General features: G+C 68.5%; 18 protein-coding genes and 1 tRNA gene. 7 read left to right on the top strand and 12 right to left on the bottom strand.

The window, feature by feature from the left end:
- Positions 1-3: 3 nt before the first annotated feature.
- Complete coding sequence (locus MICAU_RS08620) at positions 4-1,566, bottom strand: tetratricopeptide repeat protein (RefSeq protein ID WP_013284917.1); 1,563 nt, start codon at positions 1,564-1,566, stop codon at positions 4-6.
- Between the two features lie 48 nt (positions 1,567-1,614).
- Positions 1,615-2,085 (bottom strand): MarR family winged helix-turn-helix transcriptional regulator, encoded by a 471-nt coding sequence (locus tag MICAU_RS08625; RefSeq protein WP_013284918.1) that lies wholly within the window; start codon positions 2,083-2,085, stop codon positions 1,615-1,617.
- 50 nt (positions 2,086-2,135) lie between these two features.
- Here MICAU_RS08625 and MICAU_RS08630 point away from each other — a divergent pair, with 50 nt between their 5' ends.
- Both MICAU_RS08630 and MICAU_RS08635 read left to right on the top strand, forming a co-directional pair.
- Complete coding sequence (locus tag MICAU_RS08630; protein ID WP_013284919.1) at positions 2,136-2,657, top strand: VOC family protein; 522 nt, start codon at positions 2,136-2,138, stop codon at positions 2,655-2,657.
- A 48-nt stretch (positions 2,658-2,705) separates the two neighbouring features.
- Positions 2,706-3,608 carry a hypothetical protein gene (locus tag MICAU_RS08635; RefSeq protein ID WP_013284920.1) on the top strand — a complete coding sequence of 301 codons (903 nt, stop codon included), beginning with the start codon at positions 2,706-2,708 and terminating at the stop codon, positions 3,606-3,608.
- Here MICAU_RS08635 and MICAU_RS08640 read toward each other — a convergent pair.
- Both MICAU_RS08640 and MICAU_RS08645 read right to left on the bottom strand, forming a co-directional pair.
- Complete coding sequence (locus MICAU_RS08640) at positions 3,574-4,092, bottom strand: potassium channel family protein (protein WP_013284921.1); 519 nt, start codon at positions 4,090-4,092, stop codon at positions 3,574-3,576. The two genes, MICAU_RS08635 and MICAU_RS08640, sit on opposite strands and share 35 nt — an antisense overlap.
- A gap of 112 nt (positions 4,093-4,204) precedes the next feature.
- Positions 4,205-4,384 (bottom strand): DUF4236 domain-containing protein, encoded by a 180-nt coding sequence (locus tag MICAU_RS08645; RefSeq protein ID WP_013284922.1) that lies wholly within the window; start codon positions 4,382-4,384, stop codon positions 4,205-4,207.
- 373 nt (positions 4,385-4,757) lie between these two features.
- On the opposite strand from MICAU_RS08645, the gene MICAU_RS08650 reads away from it, so the two are divergent.
- Both MICAU_RS08650 and MICAU_RS08655 read left to right on the top strand, forming a co-directional pair.
- Positions 4,758-5,321 carry a flavin reductase family protein gene (locus tag MICAU_RS08650; protein WP_013284923.1) on the top strand — a complete coding sequence of 188 codons (564 nt, stop codon included), beginning with the start codon at positions 4,758-4,760 and terminating at the stop codon, positions 5,319-5,321.
- Positions 5,318-5,929 (top strand): malonic semialdehyde reductase, encoded by a 612-nt coding sequence (locus MICAU_RS08655; RefSeq protein WP_013284924.1) that lies wholly within the window; start codon positions 5,318-5,320, stop codon positions 5,927-5,929. Before MICAU_RS08650 ends, MICAU_RS08655 begins: the two co-directional genes overlap by 4 nt.
- 1 nt (position 5,930) lies before the next feature.
- Here MICAU_RS08655 and MICAU_RS08660 read toward each other — a convergent pair whose 3' ends face one another.
- Both MICAU_RS08660 and MICAU_RS08665 read right to left on the bottom strand, forming a co-directional pair.
- Positions 5,931-6,386 (bottom strand): RrF2 family transcriptional regulator, encoded by a 456-nt coding sequence (locus MICAU_RS08660; RefSeq protein ID WP_013284925.1) that lies wholly within the window; start codon positions 6,384-6,386, stop codon positions 5,931-5,933.
- 7 nt (positions 6,387-6,393) lie between these two features.
- On the bottom strand, positions 6,394-7,311 hold the full coding sequence (locus tag MICAU_RS08665) for a helix-turn-helix transcriptional regulator (protein WP_013284926.1): 918 nt from the start codon (positions 7,309-7,311) through the stop codon (positions 6,394-6,396).
- A gap of 187 nt (positions 7,312-7,498) precedes the next feature.
- On the opposite strand from MICAU_RS08665, the gene MICAU_RS08670 reads away from it, so the two are divergent.
- Positions 7,499-8,275 carry a glucose 1-dehydrogenase gene (locus MICAU_RS08670; protein ID WP_013284927.1) on the top strand — a complete coding sequence of 259 codons (777 nt, stop codon included), beginning with the start codon at positions 7,499-7,501 and terminating at the stop codon, positions 8,273-8,275.
- A 76-nt stretch (positions 8,276-8,351) separates the two neighbouring features.
- On the opposite strand, the gene MICAU_RS08675 is transcribed toward MICAU_RS08670, so the two are convergent.
- Positions 8,352-8,783, bottom strand: a complete 432-nt coding sequence (locus MICAU_RS08675; RefSeq protein WP_007457244.1) for an SsgA family sporulation/cell division regulator — start codon at positions 8,781-8,783, stop codon at positions 8,352-8,354.
- 273 nt (positions 8,784-9,056) lie between these two features.
- Here MICAU_RS08675 and MICAU_RS08680 point away from each other — a divergent pair, with 273 nt between their 5' ends.
- Together MICAU_RS08680 and MICAU_RS08685 are read left to right on the top strand one after the other, a co-directional pair.
- Positions 9,057-9,596: a TIGR02611 family protein gene (locus tag MICAU_RS08680; RefSeq protein ID WP_174361703.1), complete on the top strand. Its 540-nt coding sequence runs from the start codon at positions 9,057-9,059 to the stop codon at positions 9,594-9,596.
- A 50-nt stretch (positions 9,597-9,646) separates the two neighbouring features.
- Positions 9,647-9,721: transfer RNA gene (locus MICAU_RS08685), tRNA-Val, on the top strand.
- 412 nt (positions 9,722-10,133) lie between these two features.
- On the opposite strand, the gene MICAU_RS08690 is transcribed toward MICAU_RS08685, so the two are convergent.
- The 5 genes from MICAU_RS08690 to MICAU_RS08710 all read right to left on the bottom strand — a co-directional run bounded on the left by MICAU_RS08690 (position 10,134) and on the right by MICAU_RS08710 (position 22,898).
- Positions 10,134-11,441, bottom strand: a complete 1,308-nt coding sequence (locus tag MICAU_RS08690) for a restriction endonuclease (protein WP_205413695.1) — start codon at positions 11,439-11,441, stop codon at positions 10,134-10,136.
- Positions 11,442-11,673: 232 nt separating this feature from the next.
- Positions 11,674-13,530, bottom strand: a complete 1,857-nt coding sequence (gene drmB, locus MICAU_RS08695) for a DUF1998 domain-containing protein (RefSeq protein ID WP_013284930.1) — start codon at positions 13,528-13,530, stop codon at positions 11,674-11,676.
- The gene (locus MICAU_RS08700) at positions 13,511-16,678 is read right to left on the bottom strand and encodes a helicase-related protein (RefSeq protein WP_013284931.1); all 3,168 of its coding nucleotides are present in this window, start codon (positions 16,676-16,678) and stop codon (positions 13,511-13,513) included. Before MICAU_RS08700 ends, drmB begins: the two co-directional genes overlap by 20 nt.
- Positions 16,675-18,195 (bottom strand): nuclease-related domain-containing DEAD/DEAH box helicase, encoded by a 1,521-nt coding sequence (locus MICAU_RS08705; RefSeq protein WP_013284932.1) that lies wholly within the window; start codon positions 18,193-18,195, stop codon positions 16,675-16,677. The genes MICAU_RS08700 and MICAU_RS08705 overlap by 4 nt, the downstream gene beginning before the upstream one ends.
- Positions 18,192-22,898, bottom strand: a complete 4,707-nt coding sequence (locus MICAU_RS08710; RefSeq protein ID WP_013284933.1) for a DEAD/DEAH box helicase — start codon at positions 22,896-22,898, stop codon at positions 18,192-18,194. The genes MICAU_RS08705 and MICAU_RS08710 overlap by 4 nt, the downstream gene beginning before the upstream one ends.
- Positions 22,899-23,716: the final 818 nt, after the last annotated feature.

Raw genomic sequence — 23,716 nt, forward strand, 5'->3', positions numbered from 1 at the left:
CGGTCAGCGGCGGCGCTTGGTGCAGACCGGGCCGGTGCGCGCGACCGTGTCGGTGGACCAGACGAGTGCCACAGTGAAGCAGTAGTCGGTGGTGCGGTCGAGCCCGTAGGCGATGTAGTCGGCCGACCCGGCGGGCAGCGTCGCGAACGTGCCCTGCGGCTGCCCGGACCGGCCCCCGGCGACCACCACCGGCCCTTCCGCGCCGGCCGGGTACGTCCAGCTCAGCACGATGCTGTCGCGTCGGTCGGTGAGTGTGAACCTTCCGGGCGGCGTGCCAGGCTTGGCGGCTGCGGGAGTGGACGGCACGGGACCGGCGGAGGTGGGCGGCGGAGCGCTGGTGGCCGGTGGCGGGGCGTCGCGGCCGTCGTCCACCCGGGACACCCCGGCGATCACCGCGACGGTGCCGAGCAGCAGCGCCACCGCGACGCCGAGCACCACGAGCGGCAGCCAGGGCCGGGCGCGCCGCTCCGCGACGGGTGGCCGGGGCACGTGCACCGGCAAGTAGCGCGACGGCGGCTCGGGCGGGGGCGGCGGCACGCGGCGTACCCCGGCCTGGTCGTCGGCGAGACCGACCACTGTGGGCGGCAGCGGGTCGGCGTCCGGGCGCCACGGCTGCTCGGCCGGCTCGTCGGGCGGCCACGGGTAGTCGTCGAACCCGTCGGCCTCCGGCGCGGTACGCGGCGTCGGCACGTGCGCGGTCTCGGCGGCCCGTCCGGGTGGGTGGTAGAGCGGCGTCTCGACCGGTTCGTCGAGCGCGGGCGGCGAGTACGGCGGCAGGTCGTGCGGCCCTTCGGCGGGCGGGGGCACCCGGGCGGCGGGCACCACAGGCGTGGTCCGGGCGGGCGGCGGCTCGGGAGCCGGGGCGGGCGCGGGGCAGACGTGGTCCGGGTCGGCGGCGGCGCGGGCCAGCCCGGCCACCTGCGCGGCGAGCGGGTCGTCGGAGTCCAGGTGCAGCCGGCACAGCTCCTCGGCGAGCGTCAGGTGCTCGTGCGAGTCGGCGTACCGGCCGCAGTCGCGTTCCATCGCGCCGAGCTTCGCCAGCATCTTGATGCCGCTGGGGTGACCGTCGCCGTAGACCTCCCGGTGCAGCTCCCAGGCGTCCTGCAACCGGTCGCGGGCCACTTCGCACTGGCCGCGCGCGTACTCCACGGTGGCCAGGTCGGCGTGCGCGGCGAGCACCCGCTGCGACTCCGGGCCGTCGCGTGCGGTCAGCTCGATGATGACGTCGGAGTAGAGCCGGGCCGCCCGCGCGTCGCTGCCGACCCGGTGCAGCACCGCGGCGAGCGTCGCGGCGGCGGTGACGGTGCGCTCGTCGGAGCGGCCGAACAGCCGGGTGGCCGCCGCGTACGCGAATGCGGCCCAGCCACGGGCGGAGTGCGGCTCGCCGAGCGCGACCAGCACCCGGGCCTGGAGGCCGGCTGCCTCGGCCAGCTCGGCGGAGGCGTTGCCGGGTCGGGGATCCGCGTCGCTGAGCGCGTCGGCGAGCAGCCGTTGCGCGCCGTCGAGGTCGCCTTCGGACACCAGTTGGTGCGCCTGGACGGTCAGGTCAGCGAAGCCGGAGGACACGCCCCATCGTGCTCGTCCGGCGACGGTATGTACAAGACCCGCAGTGGATCAGTTTGGTCCCGAATCCGTCAGGTGGTCGGCGAGCGTCTCGCTGATCCGGCGGAGCTGGTCGACCTGGGCCGGGCTGAGCGCGTCGAACAGGTGCCGGCGTACCCCCTCGACGTGGCCGGGCGCGGCGGCGGCCAGGGTGGCGAAGCCCTCGTCGGTGAGTACGGCGACCTGCCCGCGCCGGTCGGTGGGGCAGTCCTCCCGGCGGATCCAGCCGGACGCCTCCAGCCGGGCGGCGGCGTGCGACAGCCGGCTGCGCGAGGAGCCGGTCAGCTCGGCCAGCTCGCTCATCCGCAGCCGCCGGCCGGGGGCCTCGGAGAGGCGGACAAGGATCTCGTAGTACGCGTGCGGCATGCCCGCGTCGTGTTGCAGCTCGCGGTCGAGTGTCTCCATCAGCGCCCGGGAGGCGGTCAGGAAGGCCCGCCAGGTCCGCTGCTCGTCGGGGTCCAGCCACCGGGTCATGACGCCCATCATAGCGCCGATAGTTGAACGCTCAACAAAATGGGGGTACGGTCGGTGGCATGGGCATCCACCGACTCAACCACGCCGTCCTCTACGTCAGTGACCTGGAGCGCAGCGTCGCCTTCTACAGCGACGTGCTGGGCTTCCGCCGGGTTCCGATGACGCCCGAGGGCTTCCGCGGCGCCGCCTTCCTCCAGGCGCCCGACTCCACCAACGACCACGACCTCGGGCTGTTCGAGATCGGTGCGGCGGCCGGGGCGTCCCAGGCCGGCCGGGCCACCGTCGGGCTCTACCACCTGGCCTGGGAGCTGGACACGCTCGACGAGCTGGGCGCCACCGCCGAGCGGCTCTCCGCCGCCGGAGCGCTGGTCGGCGCGTCCGACCACGGCACCACCAAGAGCCTCTACGGCCGCGACCCGGACGGCCTGGAGTTCGAGATCGTCTGGATCGTCCCGGCCGACCTGCTGGACGACGCCGCGCTCGCCGCGCGTACCCGCATCGGGCGGCTCGACCTCGACCGCGAGCGGCAGCGCTACGGCGGGCAGACGCGCGGCGGCGTGGGCATCTCCGTCCCGGTCTGAGCGGGGTTCACGGCCGGGCCCGCCGCGCCGTGCGGTAGAAACGGCACCATGTCCACCGACGCCGTTCTGCGCGAGTTGCTCGTCCGCCGGCTCGACCACTGGCTCCCCGCCGCGCTGCACCGGGCGCGGCGGGCCACGCTCGCGCTCGCGTACGCCGGAGGTGACGCCACCGGCGCCGAGGAGGCGTTGCGGGTGGTGGCCGAGTTCGCCGACCGGCTGCGCGGGCGGCGGCTGACCGTGCTGGTCGTGGCCGACGACGGCACCGACCTGCCGGTACGCCTCGGCGCCGCCGAGGCCGCCCTGCCCGCCGACGTCGCCGTGCACCTGGTGCCGGGCGGCCCGGACCGGCTGCCGGTGGCGCTCAAGGCGGCCGGTGCGGCAGGTGCGCCGCTGCTCACAGTGGCCGACGGCGCCGACCCGGACCCGGCCCTGCTCGCCGCCGCCGCGTCCGGGCGCCCGGCCGAACTGCTGCTGGTCACCGCGCCCGGCCGTTCGCTGCGCCCGGCGCTCACCGACGCCGGGTTCCCGCTCGTCACCGAGGTCGAGCTGGTGCCCGACGGGGACGGCCCGGCACGGCTGCTCGGCTACGGCACGGTCTCCGACCACGGGCTGGAGGCGGTCAAGGAGGCGCTCTGGGCGGTCGACGAGTACGCCGGTGTGCGCTACCGCGACCCGGCCGACCCGCAGGGCCGGCTGCTCGACATCTCACTCGACCCCGAGCCCGGTCCGCTGCGCCGGGAACTGCTGGCCGAGCTGGCCCGCTCCGGCCCGCGTACGGTCACCGAGCTGCGCCGCTTCGCCACCACCTCGACCGTCTACCGGGCCGCCGACGTCAACCGGGCGCTGACCTCGCTGCTCGCCTCGGGCGCGGTGACCCGCGACCCGGAGCACGGCCGGCTCGGCGGGGACGTGACGATCAGCGCCGTCCCGACCGCTGGGTCATCTGCTTGACCACTATCGACGCCCCGGTGGCGACCACACCGATGCTGAACACCATCTGCGCGCACACCGCCACCCGGGCGATCTGACCCTGGGCGTGCACGTCGCCGTACCCGACTGTGGTGAGCGTCGCGAGTGCGAAGTAGAGCGCGTCGACGCGGGTCCGCAGGCCGACGAACTCCCCGGGCCGGGTGTTCGCCACCACGTAGTCGCCGAGCGCGAAGACCAGCAGCCCGGCGATCAGCGCGACCGCGAGCCGGGTCAGCGCCCGGTCCTCGTCCCGGCCGGTCGGCTGGTCCCGGACGAGCTGGCGGCGGACCTGGCCGGTGACCAGGAACGCGATCACCCCCACCAGGACCGCCGTGCCGATCGAGCGCAGGGCCAGCCGCAGGCCGTTCGGATCGGCCTCGACCGGCACCAGGAAGTAGCCGACCAGCATGAGGGCGCAGGCCGCGACGGCCCGCCGTCGCAACCGCCGCAGGGACACGTCCGCCATGCGGCGATTCTCCGGTCACCGGAACGCCGTGGTCGGCGGAACCGCGAACCCGGCCGGTACGACGATCGGGGCGCCGGCGTTGTCGCCGGCGCCCCGATCCACGTCCGGGTGGTCAGGCCCGGGTCTTGTCCTGCTTCCAGGACAGCGGCCCCGGAAGGTCCACGCGGTGGGCGCGGGTGTTCGAGTTCCAGGACCAGCGGCCGATCTTGATGCTCCACGACGAGAAGCCGTTCTGGGTGAAGTGGAGGATCAGCGGTCCGTACTTCTTGCGCTTGCGGAACTGGACGCCCATCGGGGGTGCCTCCTTCGTCTCCCTGCCTCTGCGATCTGGAACATGCCCGGATCGACGATTCGCGAAACCATGCCCGGTCCGCTCTGGACGGTGGGACCGTCACCCGGCAAAATCTCTATCCAACGGGTAGGTGTTAAGGAGTCGTAAATGCTGGTGGTGGCGGGTAGTAACAATGCCAGCGACGAAAGTCTCACTCTTTGGAAGGGCGTTGACCGGCGCGGAGAGCGGTCGGCAGCATGAGTGCTGGTCGCCCCGCATCGCATCCCTCATCCGGGGGTATCGGGAGAGAACACCGTGCCGCCGCTGCTACCCCTGGACTGGAGGCTCTCGTGGACCGGTTGCACTCACCGTCGCGCCGACAGCTGGTGGCGTCGTGACCACCGTGGACCGGCCCGGCGCCGCCACCGTCGAGCTGCGCCCGGTCGACGTCGACTCGTTCCGCGGCCTGCTGCGCCGCCAGGCGTCCACGGTCACCGTCGTCACCACCCCCGGCCTGCGCGGCAACCGGATGCGGCCGGACCTGCCGCCGGCCGGCTTCACCGCCACCTCGTTCACGTCGGTGTCGCTCGACCCGCCGCTGGTCTCGGTCTGCCTGGGCCGCGCGTCGTCGAGCTGGCCCACAGTCGAGCAGGCCGAACACGTCGCGGTGCACCTGCTCGCCTCCGGCCAGCAGGAGATCGCGCAGATCTTCGCCACCAGCGGCATCGACCGGTTCACCGCCCACCCGGGCTGGACCATCGGGCCGTTCGGCGTGCCGCTGATCGGCGACGCGCTCGCAGTGCTGCTGTGCCGGGTCGTGCGCCGGATCGAGGCGGGCGACCACACCATCCTGCTCGGCGAGCCGCTCGCGCTCGGCGCGGGCGAGGACGGCGACCCGCTGCTGCACCACCGGGGCGGCTACACCACCACGCTCGGCGACTGGCCCGAGGCGTGGTGACCGCCGCCGCCGACGACCTGATCGCGCTCGACCGGGCCGCCCAGGACCTGCTGTTCCGGGCCGCCCGCACCGCCAACGCGTTCACCGACGAGCCGGTCGCCGACGAGCAGGTCCGCGCCGTCCACGACCTGATCCGGTACGGCCCGACAGCGATGAACGCCCAGCCGCTGCGGGTGCTGCTGCTGCGCTCCGCCGAGGCCCGGGCGCGGCTGCTGCCGTATGTCAGCGCCGGCAACCGGGACAAGACGGCGACCGCGCCGCTGACCGCCGTGCTCGCCGCCGACGTGGACTGGCACGACCGGCTGCCCGAACTGTTCCCGCACCGCCCCGGCGCCCGCGACTGGTTCACCGGCGACCCGGCCGGCCGGGAGGCGCAGGCCCGGTTCAACGCCGCGCTCCAGATCGGCTACCTGCTGGTCGGCGTACGCGCCGCCGGGCTGGCCGCCGGACCGATGGCCGGATTCGACGCCGCAGGCGTGGAACGCGAGTTCTTCCCCGGCGGGCGGCACCGGGTGCTGCTGCTGATGAACATCGGCCGCCCGGCGCCGGACGCCTGGCGGGAACGGCTGCCGCGCCTGCCCTACGAGGAGGTCGTCGGCACGCTGTGAATCAGCGCGGCTCCCACGCGTCCGGCTGCGCGGTCAGCTTGCGCACGTGCGCCGGCAGCCGGCCGCTGACCAGCTCGTCCAGGCTCACCTCGTCGACCACCCGGCGCACCGACGCGCGTACCGCCACCCAGAGGCGGGGCAGATTCTCCGCCGCCCCCTCGTACCGGGTCTCCTCGGGACGCAGCCCGCGTACCCCCGCGAGCGGACCGTCGACGGCGCGCAACACGTGCCCGATGGTGATCTCCCGCGGCGGCCGGGCCAGCGTGTAGCCGCCCTCGGCGCCGCGCTGGGCCCGGACGACCCCGGCCCGGCGCAGGTCGGCCAGCACCGCCTCGAGGAACTTGCGCGGCATGTCCTGCTCCGCCGCGATGGCCTGGGTGGACAGCAGGGTCGGGTACGCGGTGGCCAGGCTCAGGGCTGCCCGGACCGCGTAGTCGCCGCGCGCGGAGATCTGCACAGTGCCATCATGCCTGGCCGCCCGGCACGGGGGAGTCGGCGGGCGGCCGGGGTCGCACCAGACGGACGGCCAGCGGGCGCTCGCGCTCGGCCCGGAACGTCCCCGGGCTCACCCCGACCTCGCGGGTGAAGAAGCGGCCGAAGTTCGTCGGCTCGGGAAAACCCAGCTCCCGGCCGATCGCGGCGATCGACTCGTCGGTGGCGGCGAGCAGCCGGCACGCCTGCAACGCCACCCGCTCGTCGATCACCTGCTTGGCGCTGCGGCCGGTCACCGCCAGGCAGGCCCGGGTCAGGGTACGCACCGAACAGCCGATCTGGGCGGCGTAGTCCTCCACCCGGCGGGTGTGCCGGTAGCCGCGTTCCACCTCGCGGCACAGCCGCCGGAACGTCTCCGTCTCGGCCCGGGGCGTCGCGCCGTCGCCCGGGTGCGGCAGCAGGCTCAGCCGCAGCAGCAGCACGGCGAGCTGGTGGCGCAGCAGCGCCGCGGCGGCCGGCACCAGCGCGTGCCGGTCGGCGTCCACGGCGAGCTGGCTCACCTCGCTGATCACCGCGTCCTCGTCCTCGCCGGCGAGCTGACGGTGGGCGGGCACCGCGTCCGGGTCGACGTCGAGGCCGCGCAGCGCGTCCGGCCGCCAGCTCACCACAGTCGCGTCGAGCTGGGCGCCGACGAACCGCAGCGCCTGGCCGGGATGCGCGCGCAGCAGCGTGCCCGGACGGCAGGGGACGGGCCGGAAGTCCAGCTCGGCGGTGCCGTGGCCGTGAGTGACCAGGATCAGCAGATCGCGGTCGAGCAGGACCGGGCGGGGCCAGCCGGGCTCGGCGGCGAGGTCGCCGAGCACACCGGTGACGATCTCGTCGGTGCCGGGGCGGAACTCCGGCAGGCCGGTGCGGGTGGCCGGGGAGGGCTGACCGGTAGTGACCATCATCCCGACGGTAACCGGCCCGCGCGCACGTTGCATCTCGACGGTTTCACCCGCTCGGGCCGCTCTTGTCGGCAGCCGAGCCGGACGGTTAGGTTACCGATCGGTAAGACCCGGGCCGGCGTGCGCTCCGCACCCGGCCACGCGGCCCCGGCCGACCGGCCCGCGGCCGGAAGACGGCGATGGGATGGGCATGACGGATCTGTTCTCGGTCGACGGCAAGACGGTCCTGGTCACAGGCGGCTCACGCGGGATCGGGCTGATGATCGCGCGGGGCTTCGTCCGGGCCGGCGCCCGGGTGATCATCTCCTCGCGCAAGGCGGACGTGTGCGAGTCGGTCGCCAAGGAACTGTCCGCGGAGGGCCACTGCGAGGCGATCCCCGCCGACCTGGGCAGCGACGCGGGCGCGCTGGCGCTCGCCGAGGCCGTGCGGGAGCGCCACGAACGGCTCCACGTGCTGGTCAACAACGCGGGCGCCACCTGGGGTGCGCCGCTGGAGGAGTACCCGGAGGGCGCCTTCGACAAGCTCTGGGCGGTGAACGTCAAGGCCGTCTTCCGGCTCACCACCGCGCTGCTGCCGCAACTGCGCGCCGCAGCAGGCGCCGACGACCCGGCCCGCGTGATCAACATCGGGTCGATCGACGGCATCCGGGTGCCGTGGATGGAGGTGTACGCGTATTCGGCCACCAAGGCGGCCGTGCACATGCTCACCCGCGGCCTCGCCCACCAGCTCGCCGGCGAGCAGATCACCGTCAACGCGATCGCGCCCGGACCGTTCGAGAGCAAGATGATGGCGTTCGCGCTGGACGACCCGGAGTCGCGCGCGGCCATCGAGCAGCAGGTGCCGCTGGGCCGGATCGGGCGGCCCGAGGACATGGCGGGCACCGCGATCTACCTGGCGTCGCGCGCGGGCGCCTACCTGACCGGAGCGGTCATCCCGGTCGACGGCGGGATCACCACGCGCGGCTGAGGGCGTACCCCCGGGTCGGAGACGGCCCGGGGCCGCGCGGACTCGGCAGATCCGCGCGGCCCCGGGTGTCGCCGTGTCAGCGACCGGCCAGCAGCCGGTTCACCGCGGTGTCGACGTCCAGGTGCTCGGCCTCGCGGCCGCGCGGGACGACGACGTAGGTCCGGCGCAGGAAGCGCACCAGCACGCTGCGCGGAACCTCGAACAGGGCGTTGCCGTCCGGCGACGACAGCGCCAGCGCGACGAAGTCGCCGCGCGGGGTGGCCCACGGCCAGACCCGCACATCACCGATGCCGGCCGGCTCGTCGAGCCCGGTGACCAGCAGTTCGCGAGCGAACGACCAGCTCACCGCCTCGCCGCCGGCGGACTCGGCATGGAACAGGACATGGACCGCATACGGGTCAGCAGGGTCGTAACGCAGACTGGCACGCACCGGCAAGGCGGTGGCGTCAGGCGCGACGAGCCTTAGCGACGTCTCGACCTCTACGGTCGTCGGTCGGATGACACTCATGGACGTTCTCCCCCCGGCACCGCTGCGGAACGCGCGTGTCCCGCTTTTCCCATACTCAGGTGCTGCTCCTGGCTACGCTCCGCCATACGCTGACTTCACCCAGTGGTGGGAAGGGGTTCCGAAAGCCCCCGGGACCGCGTGGCCCCGCGTAGAATTTCCGGTTCCGCCCACTCCGTCGTTCCGCCCGGCAACGGGTGGTTCAGTCGTCGACTTACTCCGGTAACGTCCAGTCGTGAGCAGGGGTGACGGTCCCGCGCGACACTGGGGGTGGAAATGGTCACGAGGGGCTCCTCGGTGACGTCGCGGACCACGGCCGAATCGCCGAAAGGTGCGGCCCGAGCAGCCGAAAGTCGGGGGTACGAGGTGCCGGTGGAAGGGCGGTCGCAAGGCGCTCTCATGGAGCAGCGCCGGCGGCGACGGGGCTGGCGGGGACGCCTGCACACCACGCTCGACCTCATCCGCGCCAACCCCACCGGCCGCGTCGCCCTGAAGATCTTCATCGGCATCCTCGGCGCCATCGTCGTCACAGTCGGTGTCGCGCTGATCCCGCTGCCCGGGCCCGGCTGGCTGCTGGTCATCGCCGGCCTCGGCGTCTGGGCGGTCGAGTTCCACTGGGCGCGACGGCTGCTCGCTTTCACCCGCCGGCACGTCAACTCCTGGACGCGCTGGGTGAAGATGCGGTCGCTGGGCGTGCGGTTCGTGCTCGGCGCGGTCGGGCTCGCGTTCGTGTCCGTGGTGGTGTGGCTGTCGCTCAAGTACAGCTTCGGCATCGACGTGGTGGCGGAGGCGCTGCACTACCTCGCGACGCACTGAGGCCCGGTTTTTGGTCCAGGCGGGTGATCGGGTAGAGTCATGCGCGCTGAGGGCGATTAGCTCAGCGGGAGAGCGCTTCGTTCACACCGAAGAGGTCACTGGTTCGATCCCAGTATCGCCCACCATGAATATAGGCAGGTAGGAAGCCCGTAGCCGGAATCACCGGTAACGGGCTTCTCCGCTGTCGCCCCTTAAATTGGGAGCAGATTGGGAGCAGGGGCCTGGCGAGGCAGTGAGGGCCGTCCGTGTCTCCTGAAGATCGCTCGTCGGTGGGAGCGCCCGGCGGCGGGTGTTCTCGTCGCGCGTCTGCGACTGTCTGCTGTCTGCTGTCTGCTGTCTGCTGTCTGCTGTCTGCTGTCTGCTGTCTGCTGTCTGCTGTCTGCTGTCTGCTGTCTGCTGTCTGGCCAGTTCCTCATCGTACGGCTGGGTCACTTCGGAAGCCATGGCCGAGTTCTTGGCCGTGCTGTTGGCGGCTCCGACGCAAGCGGCTGCCGCTCTTTCCTGGCACCGTGGAGCGCCAGCCGCTTGGTCGTAAAACTAGAGGGAAAGGATCTCCTCGGGCCGGCGTGAGGTGACGGCCTCCTCGTAGCCACTCGCAAGCTCGCTGAGGAATGTGTTCAGGTTGCCTCCGTGGCTGTCGCTGGCCATGCGGCGTACCTCCTCGGCGAGCCGGCGTCCGTCGATCAGCACGATGGGATACTGGTCATCCATCATCTCTTCTTGGGCGTTTCGGCTGTAGTCGCTGATGGTTACATAGGCTCCAATCCAACCGCGGCGCAGTCGTGCAACCACGCGGGCTAGCTCTTCGGCGCTCACGGACTTGTCGAGACGGCATTTGGCTTGTCCGAGGACGACGAGCGAGGTAATGGCATCTTCGCTGCCTACGTCTAGCCGCCCAACGAAGTCCACCCCCCTGTCTCCGCTTCCCCGTGTTAGCCAGCCCTCGTGATAGACGGCTCCCTGGCCGCGGAAGACACGGGCGGCGACCCGGGCAGCCAGCAGTTCGAAGCGATGCTGCCGGCCTTGGTAGAACTCGTAGATGCGTCGGAGGATCTGTGCCTCGACGCTGCCCGCCTCAGGCCGCTGGTCAGACTTGGAGCGCACTCTCGACGTCGCGACCCGACGACGGAGGCGAGGCAGGATCGGATCGCCGTGCTCGACCCAGCGTCGCCAAGAGCGGGGCGCGTGCCGGTGTGTCTCCTGTAGGGACAGCCCTGGGTCGCGCCTGTCGTCAATCCAGCGCCAGTCGATCGCTTCTGCTTCTTCTGCCAGACTGAGCACCGTCAGGTCGAAAGCGTAGTTGGCGAAGCTTTGGCCGGTGGACGGGTCGCGTTGGACGACGTGTTCCAGTCGGTCGAGCACGGCGACGCCGCAGAATTCGATGTACCCCTTCAGGGCGCGACCCACGGAGACGGAACGGAATAGCAGCAGGGGCGGGGCGGCAGCACGGGTCTCGGGCGTGCTGCCTCGATGCTGCGGCCACGCCTCCAAGAGCGCCTTGTTTCCCGTCGTGCTTCCCAGAGGGCCGTCGGTGCTGACCTTGTGGTCGCCGAAGTAGCGAACATGCCCGTGGTCTAGGTCAAAGACGTCGTGCCACGGCGTGTCTTCACCGCCGGCCTTCCATGGACTAGACCGCAGCGCGATGACGGGGCGCCGCTGTCGCCCCTGAGCGCCGATCGATCGCACCGGGTTGATCCCGCTCTCCAGTAGGACACGCGTCCCGATCGGTCCGGTCGACAGGTAATGCAGGTTCGGGTAGCCATCGGCGATAGGCAGATCGATAGCTACGCGCCCGTACCTGAGCACCGCGTTCATTCGCATCAGGCGGGGGAGAGACGTGATCACGCCATGTATTCTGCCGCGTGTTACGTGGCCGAGGAACAACGGGCTCGCGTCCCCGACAGCTCCTGGCCAGCAGTCGGATCGCCGTAATCAATGGCAGTTCCGGGTCCTCAGCTAACTTGAGCTTCAACCCGCTGGGCGGCGGCATCGACCCCGGCTGATCATGAGGACAGCCCTTGATCGATCATTCCTCTTGTCGAGGGGAGAAGATCGCAAACCAAGGGCTGTCCGGTGATCAGTGTGCACGATGCCAGGACCCGGCCCGGTTCAGCGCCTTGGTGGCTTGCTGGTCCACCAGTCCTCTTACCTGATCCAGGACGTCGTCGAGCAGGCCGCGGACGTCCCCGCCGCCGAGGACGAGCTGACGGTCCAGCAGCCGGTTGGCGGTCTCGCATGATGTCTCGCTGACGAGCGCGCATCCGTGGCAGGCGGACAGGTTCAGCTGGGATACGCCTTGCCGGTCGCTTTCGATGCATACGGGGTCGTTCGAGCAAACGTCCGCGTCCCCGAGAGCCGCCAGCAACAGCGGAAGGATCCGATCGGGTTCGCCGAGGCGAACGAGGCCGCCGAGTGTGCCCTGTGCGTCGCCGGCGGCCGTGTAGATGAGGATGCCAGCGGTGTGATCGGGACGATCGGTGTTGGCGTAGATGCGTTCCTGGAGGGAGGCGGAGGAGTAGCCGCTGGCGAAGGCGAGCCGTCGGATCAGCAGGTGCGCGATGGTGTGCAGCGCTATGTATCGCGGCTCCGGGACGTCGAGTCGGTCCGCCCAGGGGCTGCTTTCGCGCCGATCGATCAGGATCCTCGCGCGGGCTTGCACTTCGGGTCGGCTCTCCCATGCGGCGATGCGGGCCTCGTCGAAGCGGAGGAAGATTCCTTCACCGAACATCTCGACGGCGGGAAACACCGGTCTTCTCTTGCGGTCTGGGCCGAGGTCCGCGCTGATGAAGTCGGCTTGGGCCGTGTGGCGTCTGAAGCCTTTGAGCGCGCGTACCTCGCGTACGCGCCGAACCTGGCCGACGGCTACCAGCCCGTCAGTGAGGGCGGGGGGCCATGCGCTATCAGATCGGATCCTCCAGCCGTCGACGATGAAGTCGCCGCCGCTGTGGTCTCTTCCGTTGTCGAGCTTTTTCAGGAACGCGGCCCATTCGCCGTCCTTCAGCTCCAGGAGCGGGGCGTCGTCGGGCTCGTCGTCACCCGCGGCCAGTCGCAGCACGTCGTCCTTCGAGACGCCGAGCTCGTCGGCGATCCAACCGGCCACCATGTCCGCCTGCGGGCCGCCATTGTCCGCGACGACCTTCTCGAAGTAGACGTGGCTGCGGATCTCGTCCTTCTTGCCAATGAATTGCGGTACCTCCTCAGGTATATCGAGCGCCGAGAGCCGCTCCGCCATGTAGTTACCGGTGGCGCCGCGCTGGACGGCCTTAAGGTGGTGCTCGCACGGGTCTCCGGTGTTCTCGTTCTCCCATGGTTGCTTGCCGTCGCATCGGAGGCCGTCGCGGTGTAACGAGTCCTTCCCTGTCAGATCGGACAGGGCGCGGTCTCGTTTGCAGCCGTTGCAGACGACGCGGAGTGATGTCAGGCCTTCGCCGTGACGCGAAGAGCGGACGAACCGGAGTTCCTTGTAGGCGCGGCAGTGCCGCACTGCCTCGGTCATGCCGGCGTCGTGCCCACGGTGCGCCCACTTGAACCAGTGGATGTCTTGCAGGTGGCTGCCCTGCTCGCAGACCGCGACGTACCGCATCGGTACGAGGGTGCCGCCGCAGTCACACTTGTTGGTCCAGCGGCCCTTGTGCTTGCCGGTGAGCATGGACAGCTTCGTGCAACGCTCGCAGAACCGCCATTCGGGGAACCGGAAGTACAGCAGACTCGCCGTCTCCTTGGCCGCTCGTCCGGCGTGTGCCGGTGGCTGCCGCAGGACAGCCCCATGCAGTTTCGCCGAGAGGCGCTCGCAGCTGATCTTGGGAGCGCGTTTGCGGTCCCACCAGGAGGTGTCGGGTGCGATCAGGGACTCACCGCGCACGTCGACGACTGCGCCCACGCCGAAGGGGCTGATCGTCTCGGACAGCCGTAGGTCATGCACGATGGGTTCCATACCGCACCTCCTCCATCGGCTCGCGTACATGGACGGCGACGTTCGGTTCGACCGAGCGCATCGAGTCGGCGACCAGCCAGCCCTCGCCGCTCTGCTCAAACCGTCTGAGAAGGGCCGGCTCGTCCGCCTTGCCACGTTCGTATCGCAAACTCGTGCCTTCTTCTCGCGCGGATCTGGCGCGGCGGTCCCAATCACGCAGCAGCCGCCACAGCTCCTCTTCGGTCTCGTCGGCCTCGAGGCGATCCGATCGGCTGACAAGAGAGACGAAGGTGTCAACCAGGTGTTCGATCGTGTGGCACATGTCCTCGTCGTCGAGGTCGAGGCGAGATGCCGCGTCGTTGGCTGCCAGAGCCTTGATGGAGTGCCGTAGGAGCGCCACCAGGGCGCCACGTATGGAGCGAGCACGAGAGGCCAGCGACCAGGGTGTCACGCTCGTCGGTTCGACGTTGCGATAGAGGGCTTCGTGGTAGCCGCGGAACGTCTCGAAATGCGATCGGTCGCGTGCCCGGTTCGACCGGAACAACGTCGTGACTATGCCGTTGTTGCGGCCACGACCGACGCGGCTGGTGGCCTGGATGTATTCGGCGGTGGTCTTCGGTTGGCCGACCATCAGCATCAGCGCGAGGCGAGGGATGTCGATACCCACCGACAACATGTTGGATGACAGCACGACGTCGACGGCCTGATCGGTCTTGTCGATGCTCTGCGCGAGTTCCCGCAGGTCGTTGGGAAGCTCCTCCGGTCCGCGGCGACTGGTCAGTTCGAGAACGCGGTCGGCGCGCACCCGCCGGAACGGCAGCTTCAAACGGTCGGCCCGTGGTTCGAGTCGTCCGTTGACGTCGTCGACGATCAGGGTTCCCGTGCGGCCGAGCTCGCGCAGGCTGTTGTGATACATCACTGCGGTCCAGTAGGAGTCGCGCGTCGCGCCCGTGTCCTGCCTTTGGGCGAGGACCTCCGGAATCTCGATCAGCGGAGCGGCCGTGGAGATGACTGCGGACACCTGAGACAGCGACTGCGGCATGAGACCGACGTAGAGGCGCCCTTCACCGCTCTCAACCGGTTTGGAGAAGAAGGTCTGATCCCCGTCGAGGCCTGCCGGTGGGTAGAGGGCGACGGCACGCCCGTACAGTCCCTGCACCTGTTCCTGTGACGCGCGGATGGTCGCGGTCGATGCGATGACCTTTGGTGGCGTGCCGGATCTGCTCAGCAGCATCTGGATGACGGCGTCGAAGACGGCAACCGTGGTACCGAGTGGTCCCGACAGCAAGTGCAGCTCGTCCTGGATGATCATCGACGGCTGCCGGAACGGTGTGTCCAGGCCGAGCAGTGTTCCAGCGTTGGGTCGGAACTGCAGGCGTGCGAACTTGTCGACGGTGGCGAGCAGGATGGTGGGCGGTTCGTCGTAGAGGACCTCGTCGACGACGGCGACGGGGAGCTCGTCGTGGAACGGACAGCTCCCATCGGTGCAGTGGATGACGACGTCCCTGCCGACGAGCCGCATCCCGTACAGGGTCTTGTCCGCGGACTGTTTCCTCGGCACCAGCGCGGCGCCACACCACGGGCAGCCCTCGACCTGAAAGCTGTTCGCCTCCTCCGGCCGTGCGGCCTTGTGCAATCGGTTGAGTGCGGCCTTCGCATCGGTCCTCGTGCCCGGTGTCACCTCGTTACCCACCCACAGGCCGATGGAGAAGCGGGCCATGCCCTTAGCTCGGCCGCCGTCACGGCGCAGCAGTTCCATCGCGCAGATCAGCGACGCCGCCCGTTGGAACTGCTGGGCGGTGAGCAGCCGCAGCGTGTAGCGGGTGATCACCGCGGTGCCGCCTCCTGCGACACCGTGCGCGAGCCGTCGACGGAAGATCTCGATCGCTGCCAAGCCCAGGTATGCCTCCGTCTTGCCTCCGCCGGTGGGGAACCAGATCAAGTCGACCACTTCCCGGTCGTCGTGGGTTTCGTCCACGGTCGATGCCAGAGCCACCAGCAGAAAGCCGAGTTGAAACGGGCGCCATTGCGGCTCGCTCGGATCTCTGTCGTCACGCAGCGCCGTCTGACGCATTTGTAGTCGCATGGCCGCCATGCCGAGCGAGAAGGCCGTTCTCAGCGTCTCCTGCCGGGCGTCGCGGAGCAGGTCGACACCGGCCCGCATCCGGTGAAGAGCCGCGCGGGCGCGGTCGGTGATCGCTCGTGCGACGTGGGCGTCCGCGCCGAACGCGCTCGTAGAGTTCTCCTGCTGCTGGACCCATACCTCGAATGCGGTGACGAAGGCGTCGAGCGACGGTAGGACCTCGTCGGGGTGTGTGTCGATCCGTGCGAGATGGTCGAGACCCAGAGCCTCGGCCTCCGCGGTCCCCGCTGCGAACCCGGTCGTCGCGACTGCGGGCACCACGAACGCGGGCACGGCCTCGAGGCGGACCGCCGTACAGCCGTTCCCGGACAAGTCCCAGTCCGCGGCCATTCCGTGTCCGACGGCGTAAACCTTCTTGTCCCTGAACCGCAGCCGTAGCTCCGCCGCCTCACTGTCAAGGCTGACCGCGGTCGACCCCCGATACTCCAAGATCCGACCGTCGACCGCGGGTTCGACCCTGAGCGCCACCTGGAACAGCATCGATTCGATGTCGAGCCGGTCGTTCCCGGTGGACTGCTTGCGTATCCGAACGTGCACCGTCACCAGATGAGCGTCGCCGTACCGGCGCCACCGGGACCCGACCTCAATCGGAACCTCGCCCGCCTGAAGCTCGTGCAGTGGCCTTTGAGGGCCGAGTTCGATCGCGTCGAGTCGGAACGGCTTGCGCTGCCAACGCGGGGGCCCGTCACCGGTGACGGGCTGATAGGTGCCACCGGACAGATCACAGGTCACAGCGGACCGGTCGGTGACGAAAGAGATCGCAACCGAGGACGGCCGCCATTCCTCGGCGAGCGGCACACCGGCGCCGTCCTCCTCCACGTCTCCGGCGGGCACATCCGATTCGAGCGGCGCGCCGAACGGCGGTTGATCCGCGACCGGCGCCGCCGAGGCGATCGGGAACAGCATCCCGACGGCGTACTGCCGGTCGGGCCGGTTGGTGAGGATCTCCTCCTCACCGGAGTCCGGACCGACGTATGCGTGGCGTAGATGCGTCAGTGCCGCGTCTTGTGCCTTGGTCAGGGTCACTTCTTCACCAAACGCTGTCGGACCAATTGTTGGAGGCGCCGCCGGTCGTCCTTGGTCACCAATATGTCCAGCGAGACACGCGCCCGGGTCACTGCCACGTAGAAGGCGGCGGTGCCCGCATCGTCGAAGGACTCGGGCAGGTCGCACAGCACGACGCTCTCCGCCTCGAGGCCCTTGGCGTACCGAGGGCTCGTCAGAGTGAAGCCTTGCGGCGTCACGGTCGGCGCCGCCGTGGAATCGGTCTTGATGATCCAGATGTCCTTGCGTCGGACACCGTCGGCCACCAGTTGTTCCGCCACGGTCTCGGCGGCGGCGACAGCGGCCGCACCGTCAGAGGTGTGCCACCGGACCTTCTCGCCGTGGACGATGCCTGGATCGCCGACATCCGCGCCGAGGTATTCCTGAACCATGTGCACGATTGCTTGCGTGTTCCGGACGTTGAGTTCGAGGTCGACCGAGAGGGCCTCGGAGGCGACGAGCTCGAACACGTCGTCGTCGAAGCCGCCGTCGACGTGTGACTGGTTGTTCGAGTCGAGGAACATCCGCCAACGGCCGCGGTCGCGTCCGCCGACGACGACCGCGTCGAGCCGGTCCATCATCTCGGCATCCATCAGATCCTGTGCCTCGTCGATGAAGACGACGTCGTACACCTGGTCGGACGTCAGTTGCACGAATGGCAGGACCGCGATGTCACGGCTGGCGACGTGCGGCGCGAAGAATTGCAGCAGCTCCGGCGAGTGGAAGGTGATCAGCACGGATCGGCCTTCACCGGACTCCTGCTTCGCGGCCTCGACCAGCACCAGGGATTTACCCGTGCCGGCACCACCGAACACCATGACCCGGGGGTTGCGGGCCAACGCGGCCAACACCCGTGCCTGGCCGGCGGTGGCACGGTTCTGCTCCTCGATGACCGCACCCCGCTGCGCGTCGATCACCGGCATCCTGGTGAACTCGCCGAACAGACGTGTACGCAGATCATCGGCACGGGCGATCCGTTGGCCAGCGGGTGGCCTGCGGGCGGCACCTGTGATCGTGTCGAGAGCCTGAGTCAACCCCTCGACCGTCATTTCGTCCTTGGCCAACCAGTGGCTCGGCTGCCACTCCACCGAGTGTGGCGGTGTATCGATGTCCGGGGTGATGACAACGGCCTCATGCGCGAACCAACCGACTCCCTCCTCCCGCAGGATGTCGCGCAGGGCGTACATCGCCGACTGCGCCTGCTCCATCGGCGAGCTCGACAGCTTGTGCCAGTCGTTGCGGCGGTCGACGCTGTACCAGACGCCGTCGTGCCTCCTGACCCCACCGCCTTTGACCTCGACGACGATCAAGCATTTCTTCCACAGCACGACGAAGTCCGCCTCGGCCTGCTGCTTGTAGGCGTGCGAGCGCAACTTCACGGAGTAGAAGGCGACTGCGTCCAGATCACCGGTCGCCTCTCGTAGTAGGCGCGCCACCCGACGTTCGGCGTCGCTCTCGGCGTTCTTGACGATGTCGGTCAGGTCGGGAACGAGGATCACGGCTGATGCTCCTGCCAGAGAGCCTCGTACTCGCGGTATCCAAGCATCTCGGTGAGATCACCGAAGTTGTCTGCCATGTCCACGATGAGGCACTCTTCCTTCCCGCCGTTCTTTGGTCCCCGCAGACCGCGCCCGGCCATCTGGATGTAGGCGTTGGGACTGAACGTCGGACGCGCGATGTACAGCGCTCGGACCCCGGGGGCGTCGAAACCCTGAATCAGAAGGTCGCAGTTGGCGAGAACTCTGATCTGACCGTTCTTGAACTTCTCGATGATGTCGCGGCGCTCCTGCCTACCGGTCTGCCCGCTAACGGCCGCAGCGGTGACGTCGCGATACCGCAGGGTCGCCGCTAGCACCTGTGCTGAAAGGACGTTCGGGGTGAATACCAGTACCGGCCAATCCGGGTCCAGGCTCAGAATGTGATCGACGAGTACCGACATGCGGGCCTGGTCCCGGCCGATGCGATCCATGACGGACTGCTTGAGCCTGCGCAGGCTCGTGGCGTCCTTGCGCTCGTCCGGCTGCAGATCGACGTGGATGCCCGGCAGTACGCGGTGTCGGACCCGCGCCAGCACACCGAGTTCGGCGAGCCTGCGGTAGGCGTTGTCCTGCTCGAACGCCTCGAGTTTGCGGCCACCGAAACGACTCACGAGCGCCTTGGTGGCGGACTCGGAGGCGCCCTTAAACGGTGTCGCGGAGAGTCCGACCAACGGGCGTTCCCAGCCACGGCCGGCCACGCCCAGCCAGTTCAGAATCCGGGTGTACCGCTCGGATCCACCGGCCCGGTGCCCCTCGTCAATGATCACGGCGGAGGCCTGCCTCAGCCAGTCGTAGTCGGGGTCACGGATAACGCCGACGTCGAGTTCGGCGTCGGTGGCGACGATGAAGCTGAACTCCGTGTCCGGCTCGTGAACGTCGTTGCCCTCCCATAGGCGTCCGATTGTCAGTGGACGCTCGTCCCCCAGGCCCCGCCAGACCAGGCTGGTCGTCTGCACCGCCTGCTCGCAGAGCTCCTGCGACTGCGCGATCCACAGGACGGGACCCTGGAGGCGGCCCTCCATGAACAGGCGCAGCACGGTCTCCGTCGCGACGCGCGTTTTTCCTGCCCCGGTCGGGAGTTCCACCATCGCCTTGAGGTGACGACCGCTCGCCTCCCGCAGCGTGAGGACGTCGCGGAGTTGGGCGCTGATCTTTTTTTGGAAGGGGTGCAGTTCGTTGAGCTTCACCGCACCGGGGACGACGAACTCCTGGGGTTGACGTTGATTCCGGCGTCCCGCGTACTCGGGACCGAACCCCATCTTGCGCAACCAGGAGATCGTGGTAGAACGGCCCGCCCACTCGGTCGGTACGTCGGTGAAGCCCTCCCGTCGGAAGTTCTCCGCGAGCTGTTTGATGGAGTCCGAGCCGTAGACCGTCAGGAACAGCTCGGCGACGGAGGTTTCGTCGTGGATCAATTCCTGAGCCTCGAGTGCCTGCCACAAGCCGGTCGGCAACGCCTCCTGCAGGTCGTCCGGACCGAAGTAGATGTCGAGCCGTTCGGCGTCGTCCCGGGCGGCCTTGGCACGCTGACGCAGCTCTTCGAGTTTGTGATTTAGACCGGTCTTGAGGACCTGCTCACGTTCGGCGCTGGTCAAGCGCAGGTCGAACGCGTCGTTGACGAACGAGAGCAGCCGCGGCTGATCGGCATCACTGCGAGCAGTGAGATTCAACCCGTCGAGATGCCAGTCCAGAGCCTGGTCCTCGACGCCGTCTTCCGTGGTCACCCTCTTGATGATCTGGACTGCTCGGGTCAGAGTCGCGTTTTCGACCTTCCTCGCTACGGTCGTCGTGCGCAATCCAGTGAAGACGTCGACGATCGGCACCGCGTCCTGCTCGCCCTCGACCATGATCGAGAAGGCGAAGCTGTCTTCGAACCGGCGACATCCGACCACCTCTACCAATTCCGAGGTCTGCTCGGGCCGAGCGCGAAGGTAGGGACGCTGACGCGAGGAGAGGAACGCCTCCTGCTCGTCCGACGTCGCGAGGTACACCGCACCGGGGGGCCTTGACTCGGTTCGGCGTCCGATCTTGGCGGGGATCGTCGGGGCATGCGCACCGGGATAGGCGATCCGTGACACGGCGAGGGTGAAGTCGACGAGCACGTCGTCGGAGATGCCCGGCGGGAACAGCGGCTCGGCGAGCGCCTTCTTCAGTACAGGACCGGGCACCGTCGCGAGTTCATTCGGCAGTTCCAGCGTGTCGGCGACCTGTGACGGTCCCCGGAACAGCGGAAGCAGTCTCTCGTAACGGACCAGTGACGGCGCGGCGACCTCGCAGGGCGGCAGGTAGCCACGGGTCGTGTGGACGAGTCCAGCGTTGTCTGCCGCCCATCGCACGGGCGAGTGCACGGTGTAGGTGACGCCCGAGTCGACGTCCTCGCACGTCCAGGTGAGATCCCCGGCCTGCAGCAGCGCGGTGGTCCAGTGCGCACGCAGTTGGGCCGAGGCGCTGGCGTCTCGCAGGACGAACAGCATGGAGAACGGTCCCGGCCCGGCGCCGTGGAGCAGTTCGACACGTTCGACAGGACGCTCACCCGGACCCTGTAACGCGTTGACCTGCTCCAACAACCATCCGAGGTAGTCCTCCAGGCGCGATTCGTCCTCGACGGGGTAGCTCTTTACCGGATCACGGACGACGCCGAGAGCATGGGCCGCCTGTGGCAGACAGCGCTTGCGGTCCAACGCCCTGACGCCCGGCACGTCGGACACGTCGACATCGACGTCGATCACCTGGCTCGCCCATGCCCAAGCTCCGTCACGCGTCGGCACCTTGACCGTGTCCGAGTGACCTTCGAGAGTCTTCACCGCGACGTTGACGGGCAGTGCGGTCACGGAATCCCAGAGCTCCGTGTACTCCCGATCGCCGGCGGTCGCAGGGAGCTGCGCGATACGCGCGGTGAGAATGGCCAGAGGGTCGAGGTCTCGGAACCCCGCCTGCCGCAGCAGTGCCTCAACGCCGGGTTGGGAGAGGAAGCCAGGGAGGACGAAGACGGACCTCTCGAATTCGAGGCCCTCCTCCCGGCGCAGGAAGACCGCCGTGCTGTCGTTCAGCGCTCGCAGGCCGCCGGTGGTCGGGATCACTTTGGCGTTCTCGACGCCTTCGATGTTGCGCTGCTTGCATACGAACCTGAAGGCGTTGGCAGCCGACACTGGATCGGCCCCCTCCGCCCACTCCCGCAGCCAAGATAGGATCCCACGCTTCGGCATGGCCGCCAACGTCCGCTTCATGTCGTTCTCGGTGGCGTCCAGCTGATTGCCGTGCGCGGCCGCGAACAGCTGGCGCAGACGTGTGATCCGCTGCTGCAAGCTGTAGCACTTCCAGTGCGGAACGTCGGATCCAGTGTTCGGAGAGATGATCCATGCCTCGTGAACAGTCTCGGAGACGCCGATCGTGAAGTCCAAGGGCTTCAGGGTCTCGGCCCGAGTCAAGCGTCCCGACGCGTCAGGAACGAGTTCCCGTCCAATCGACTTGTGAGGGACCTGCCTGCAGAGGACCTCGTCACCGAACGAGAGCTCTTCCTGACCCCGTGCGGGCAGATAATCAAGATGCGCGGCCGGATCCTCCACCGTGCGCACGCGTGTCACCATCTGCACGAACATTTCCGCAAGCGTTACGAGCATCTCGCGGTTGTAATCGTTTCGGAGCAACGTCGTCCGGTCGTCGTTCACGCTCCACGGCGCGTTGAACAGGGCGGAGGCCGACGTCTTGTCCTTCAGCGGGAAGTAGGACCAGAATTGGCCAATCTGATACCGTCTGCCGCGCCTCTTAGGGATCGCGACGGTAACTTTGACCTCCGATCGCGAGACCGCCTCGCCGACCTGGCGTCGAGCTTCCGCGGACGGCGCATGCATCCGGTCCTCGACGTACCACTCCTCGTACTCGCCGCCGGAGCGCTCGATCTTGAAGAGGCCGTCACCGAGGTTACGGGAGGTGTGAGTCGCCTCGAAATGATCGGCACCGAGGATCCGGAGGCGCACCTCCCTGACGGCCCCGACAAACAGAAGGAAGTGCGACGAGAACTCTATGATCTCCTTGCGAAGGCGAGGAATGCTCGACACGTTGGGAAGCTTGACGATGGTGGCGGCCCACTCGGCCAAGCCGCGGAGCACAGGATCGTGGCCGAACGCTGCCATCGCGTCGATCGTGGTGGCTGTACGCAGCGCAGGGTAACGCTTCGCACCGGAGCCGACTTCAGCGATGGCGGAGCGCGCTTCAGGCGAGTTGAACTCGAACGACACGGAACGGCTGAAGACCTGCGGCGTGTTCGAAACCGCCAAGACGGACTTGAACCCAAGGCCGAATCGCCCGATCTCGTCCCCACGTTTGCCGCTCAAGTGGGCATGCGTGATGGCGGTGAGCCCTCTCTTGGAGAACGGGCGTCCGCCGTTAGCGCAATAGAGGGCACCCCCTACCGAATCCAGGACGATCTCGACCCGGCCCGTATTCTCGTCCGAGTCGGTGTTCCCCGCCATGGCATCTGCGGCGTTCTGGACGAGTTCGAGGAGAGTCCGATTGGCGTATCCGCCGACTCGGATAGACTCCTCGTGATTGGCGTGCTCCGTCAGTAAGTCTGGCTTGACCCGGTAGGACTCGATAGTGCTGTCAAACAGGGTCTTCACTTCCTGCGCCAGCGCTGGTTCAGGCGCCCAAAGCTGCTCGATCACGATTGACTAGCACTCCCCAGGCTGTGGTGCCACCCGCACCCACTCAGACCGGTGGTATCCGCTTTCACGCCCGCACCCAACGTGGTGACGAAGCCAACCGACCGGTGAACGCGCGGATTGAGGACAGTGCGCACGATGGCTTCACCCCGTTCTTACAGCCAAAGCATGGTATCCGACCGCAAGAGGTTAATCGTTGCGATAGTGAGCAGCACTTCAGCCGTTCGGCTGATCTTTCTGGACCATGGTTATACTTATCGCCACAATAGCGGCGATGCGGACAATTCTCCTACGTGTCATTGCTCGGTGATGATTTGACCCGACAGTCTTGTCGATGGCTCATTGAGGTTCTGCTTCGGTTGAGAGTCATCTGCGATTAAAGAATTCTGCGTTTGATGCAGTGTCTCCAGGAATAGTGCCCGATCGAATGGCACCTCTAGGTAGCCTGGGTTGCCGGTCCGGTGGCGTCTGCTCGGCAGGACGCGAAAGCCGCGAACCGGCGACGACAATATCGTCGAGGACTGCGTACTCCTGTAAAACTGTCCACCGGAGCAGCGGAAACGTGAGCGCAGTGAATGAGTGCCGTCGCCTGCTGCGCGGCTCCTCGTGGCTGATTGTCGTGCCGAAGGAACTCGCCGCGCAGATCGGGAGCCAGCGGCCCCAGGCACGACAGAAGCCTTCTGTCGGATCGATGAGTCACCCGGGGGTGCGCTGCGGCTGCATGCTACTGAGCGCTTCGAGGACTACCGCGCCTTACCGCGAGACTTCCCGCCACCAGGAACGATGTATTGGTGGTTCGCCCGGCGGCGTGATGATCAGGT

It is taken from the genome of Micromonospora aurantiaca ATCC 27029, from assembly GCF_000145235.1.
GTDB lineage: Bacteria > Actinomycetota > Actinomycetes > Mycobacteriales > Micromonosporaceae > Micromonospora > Micromonospora aurantiaca.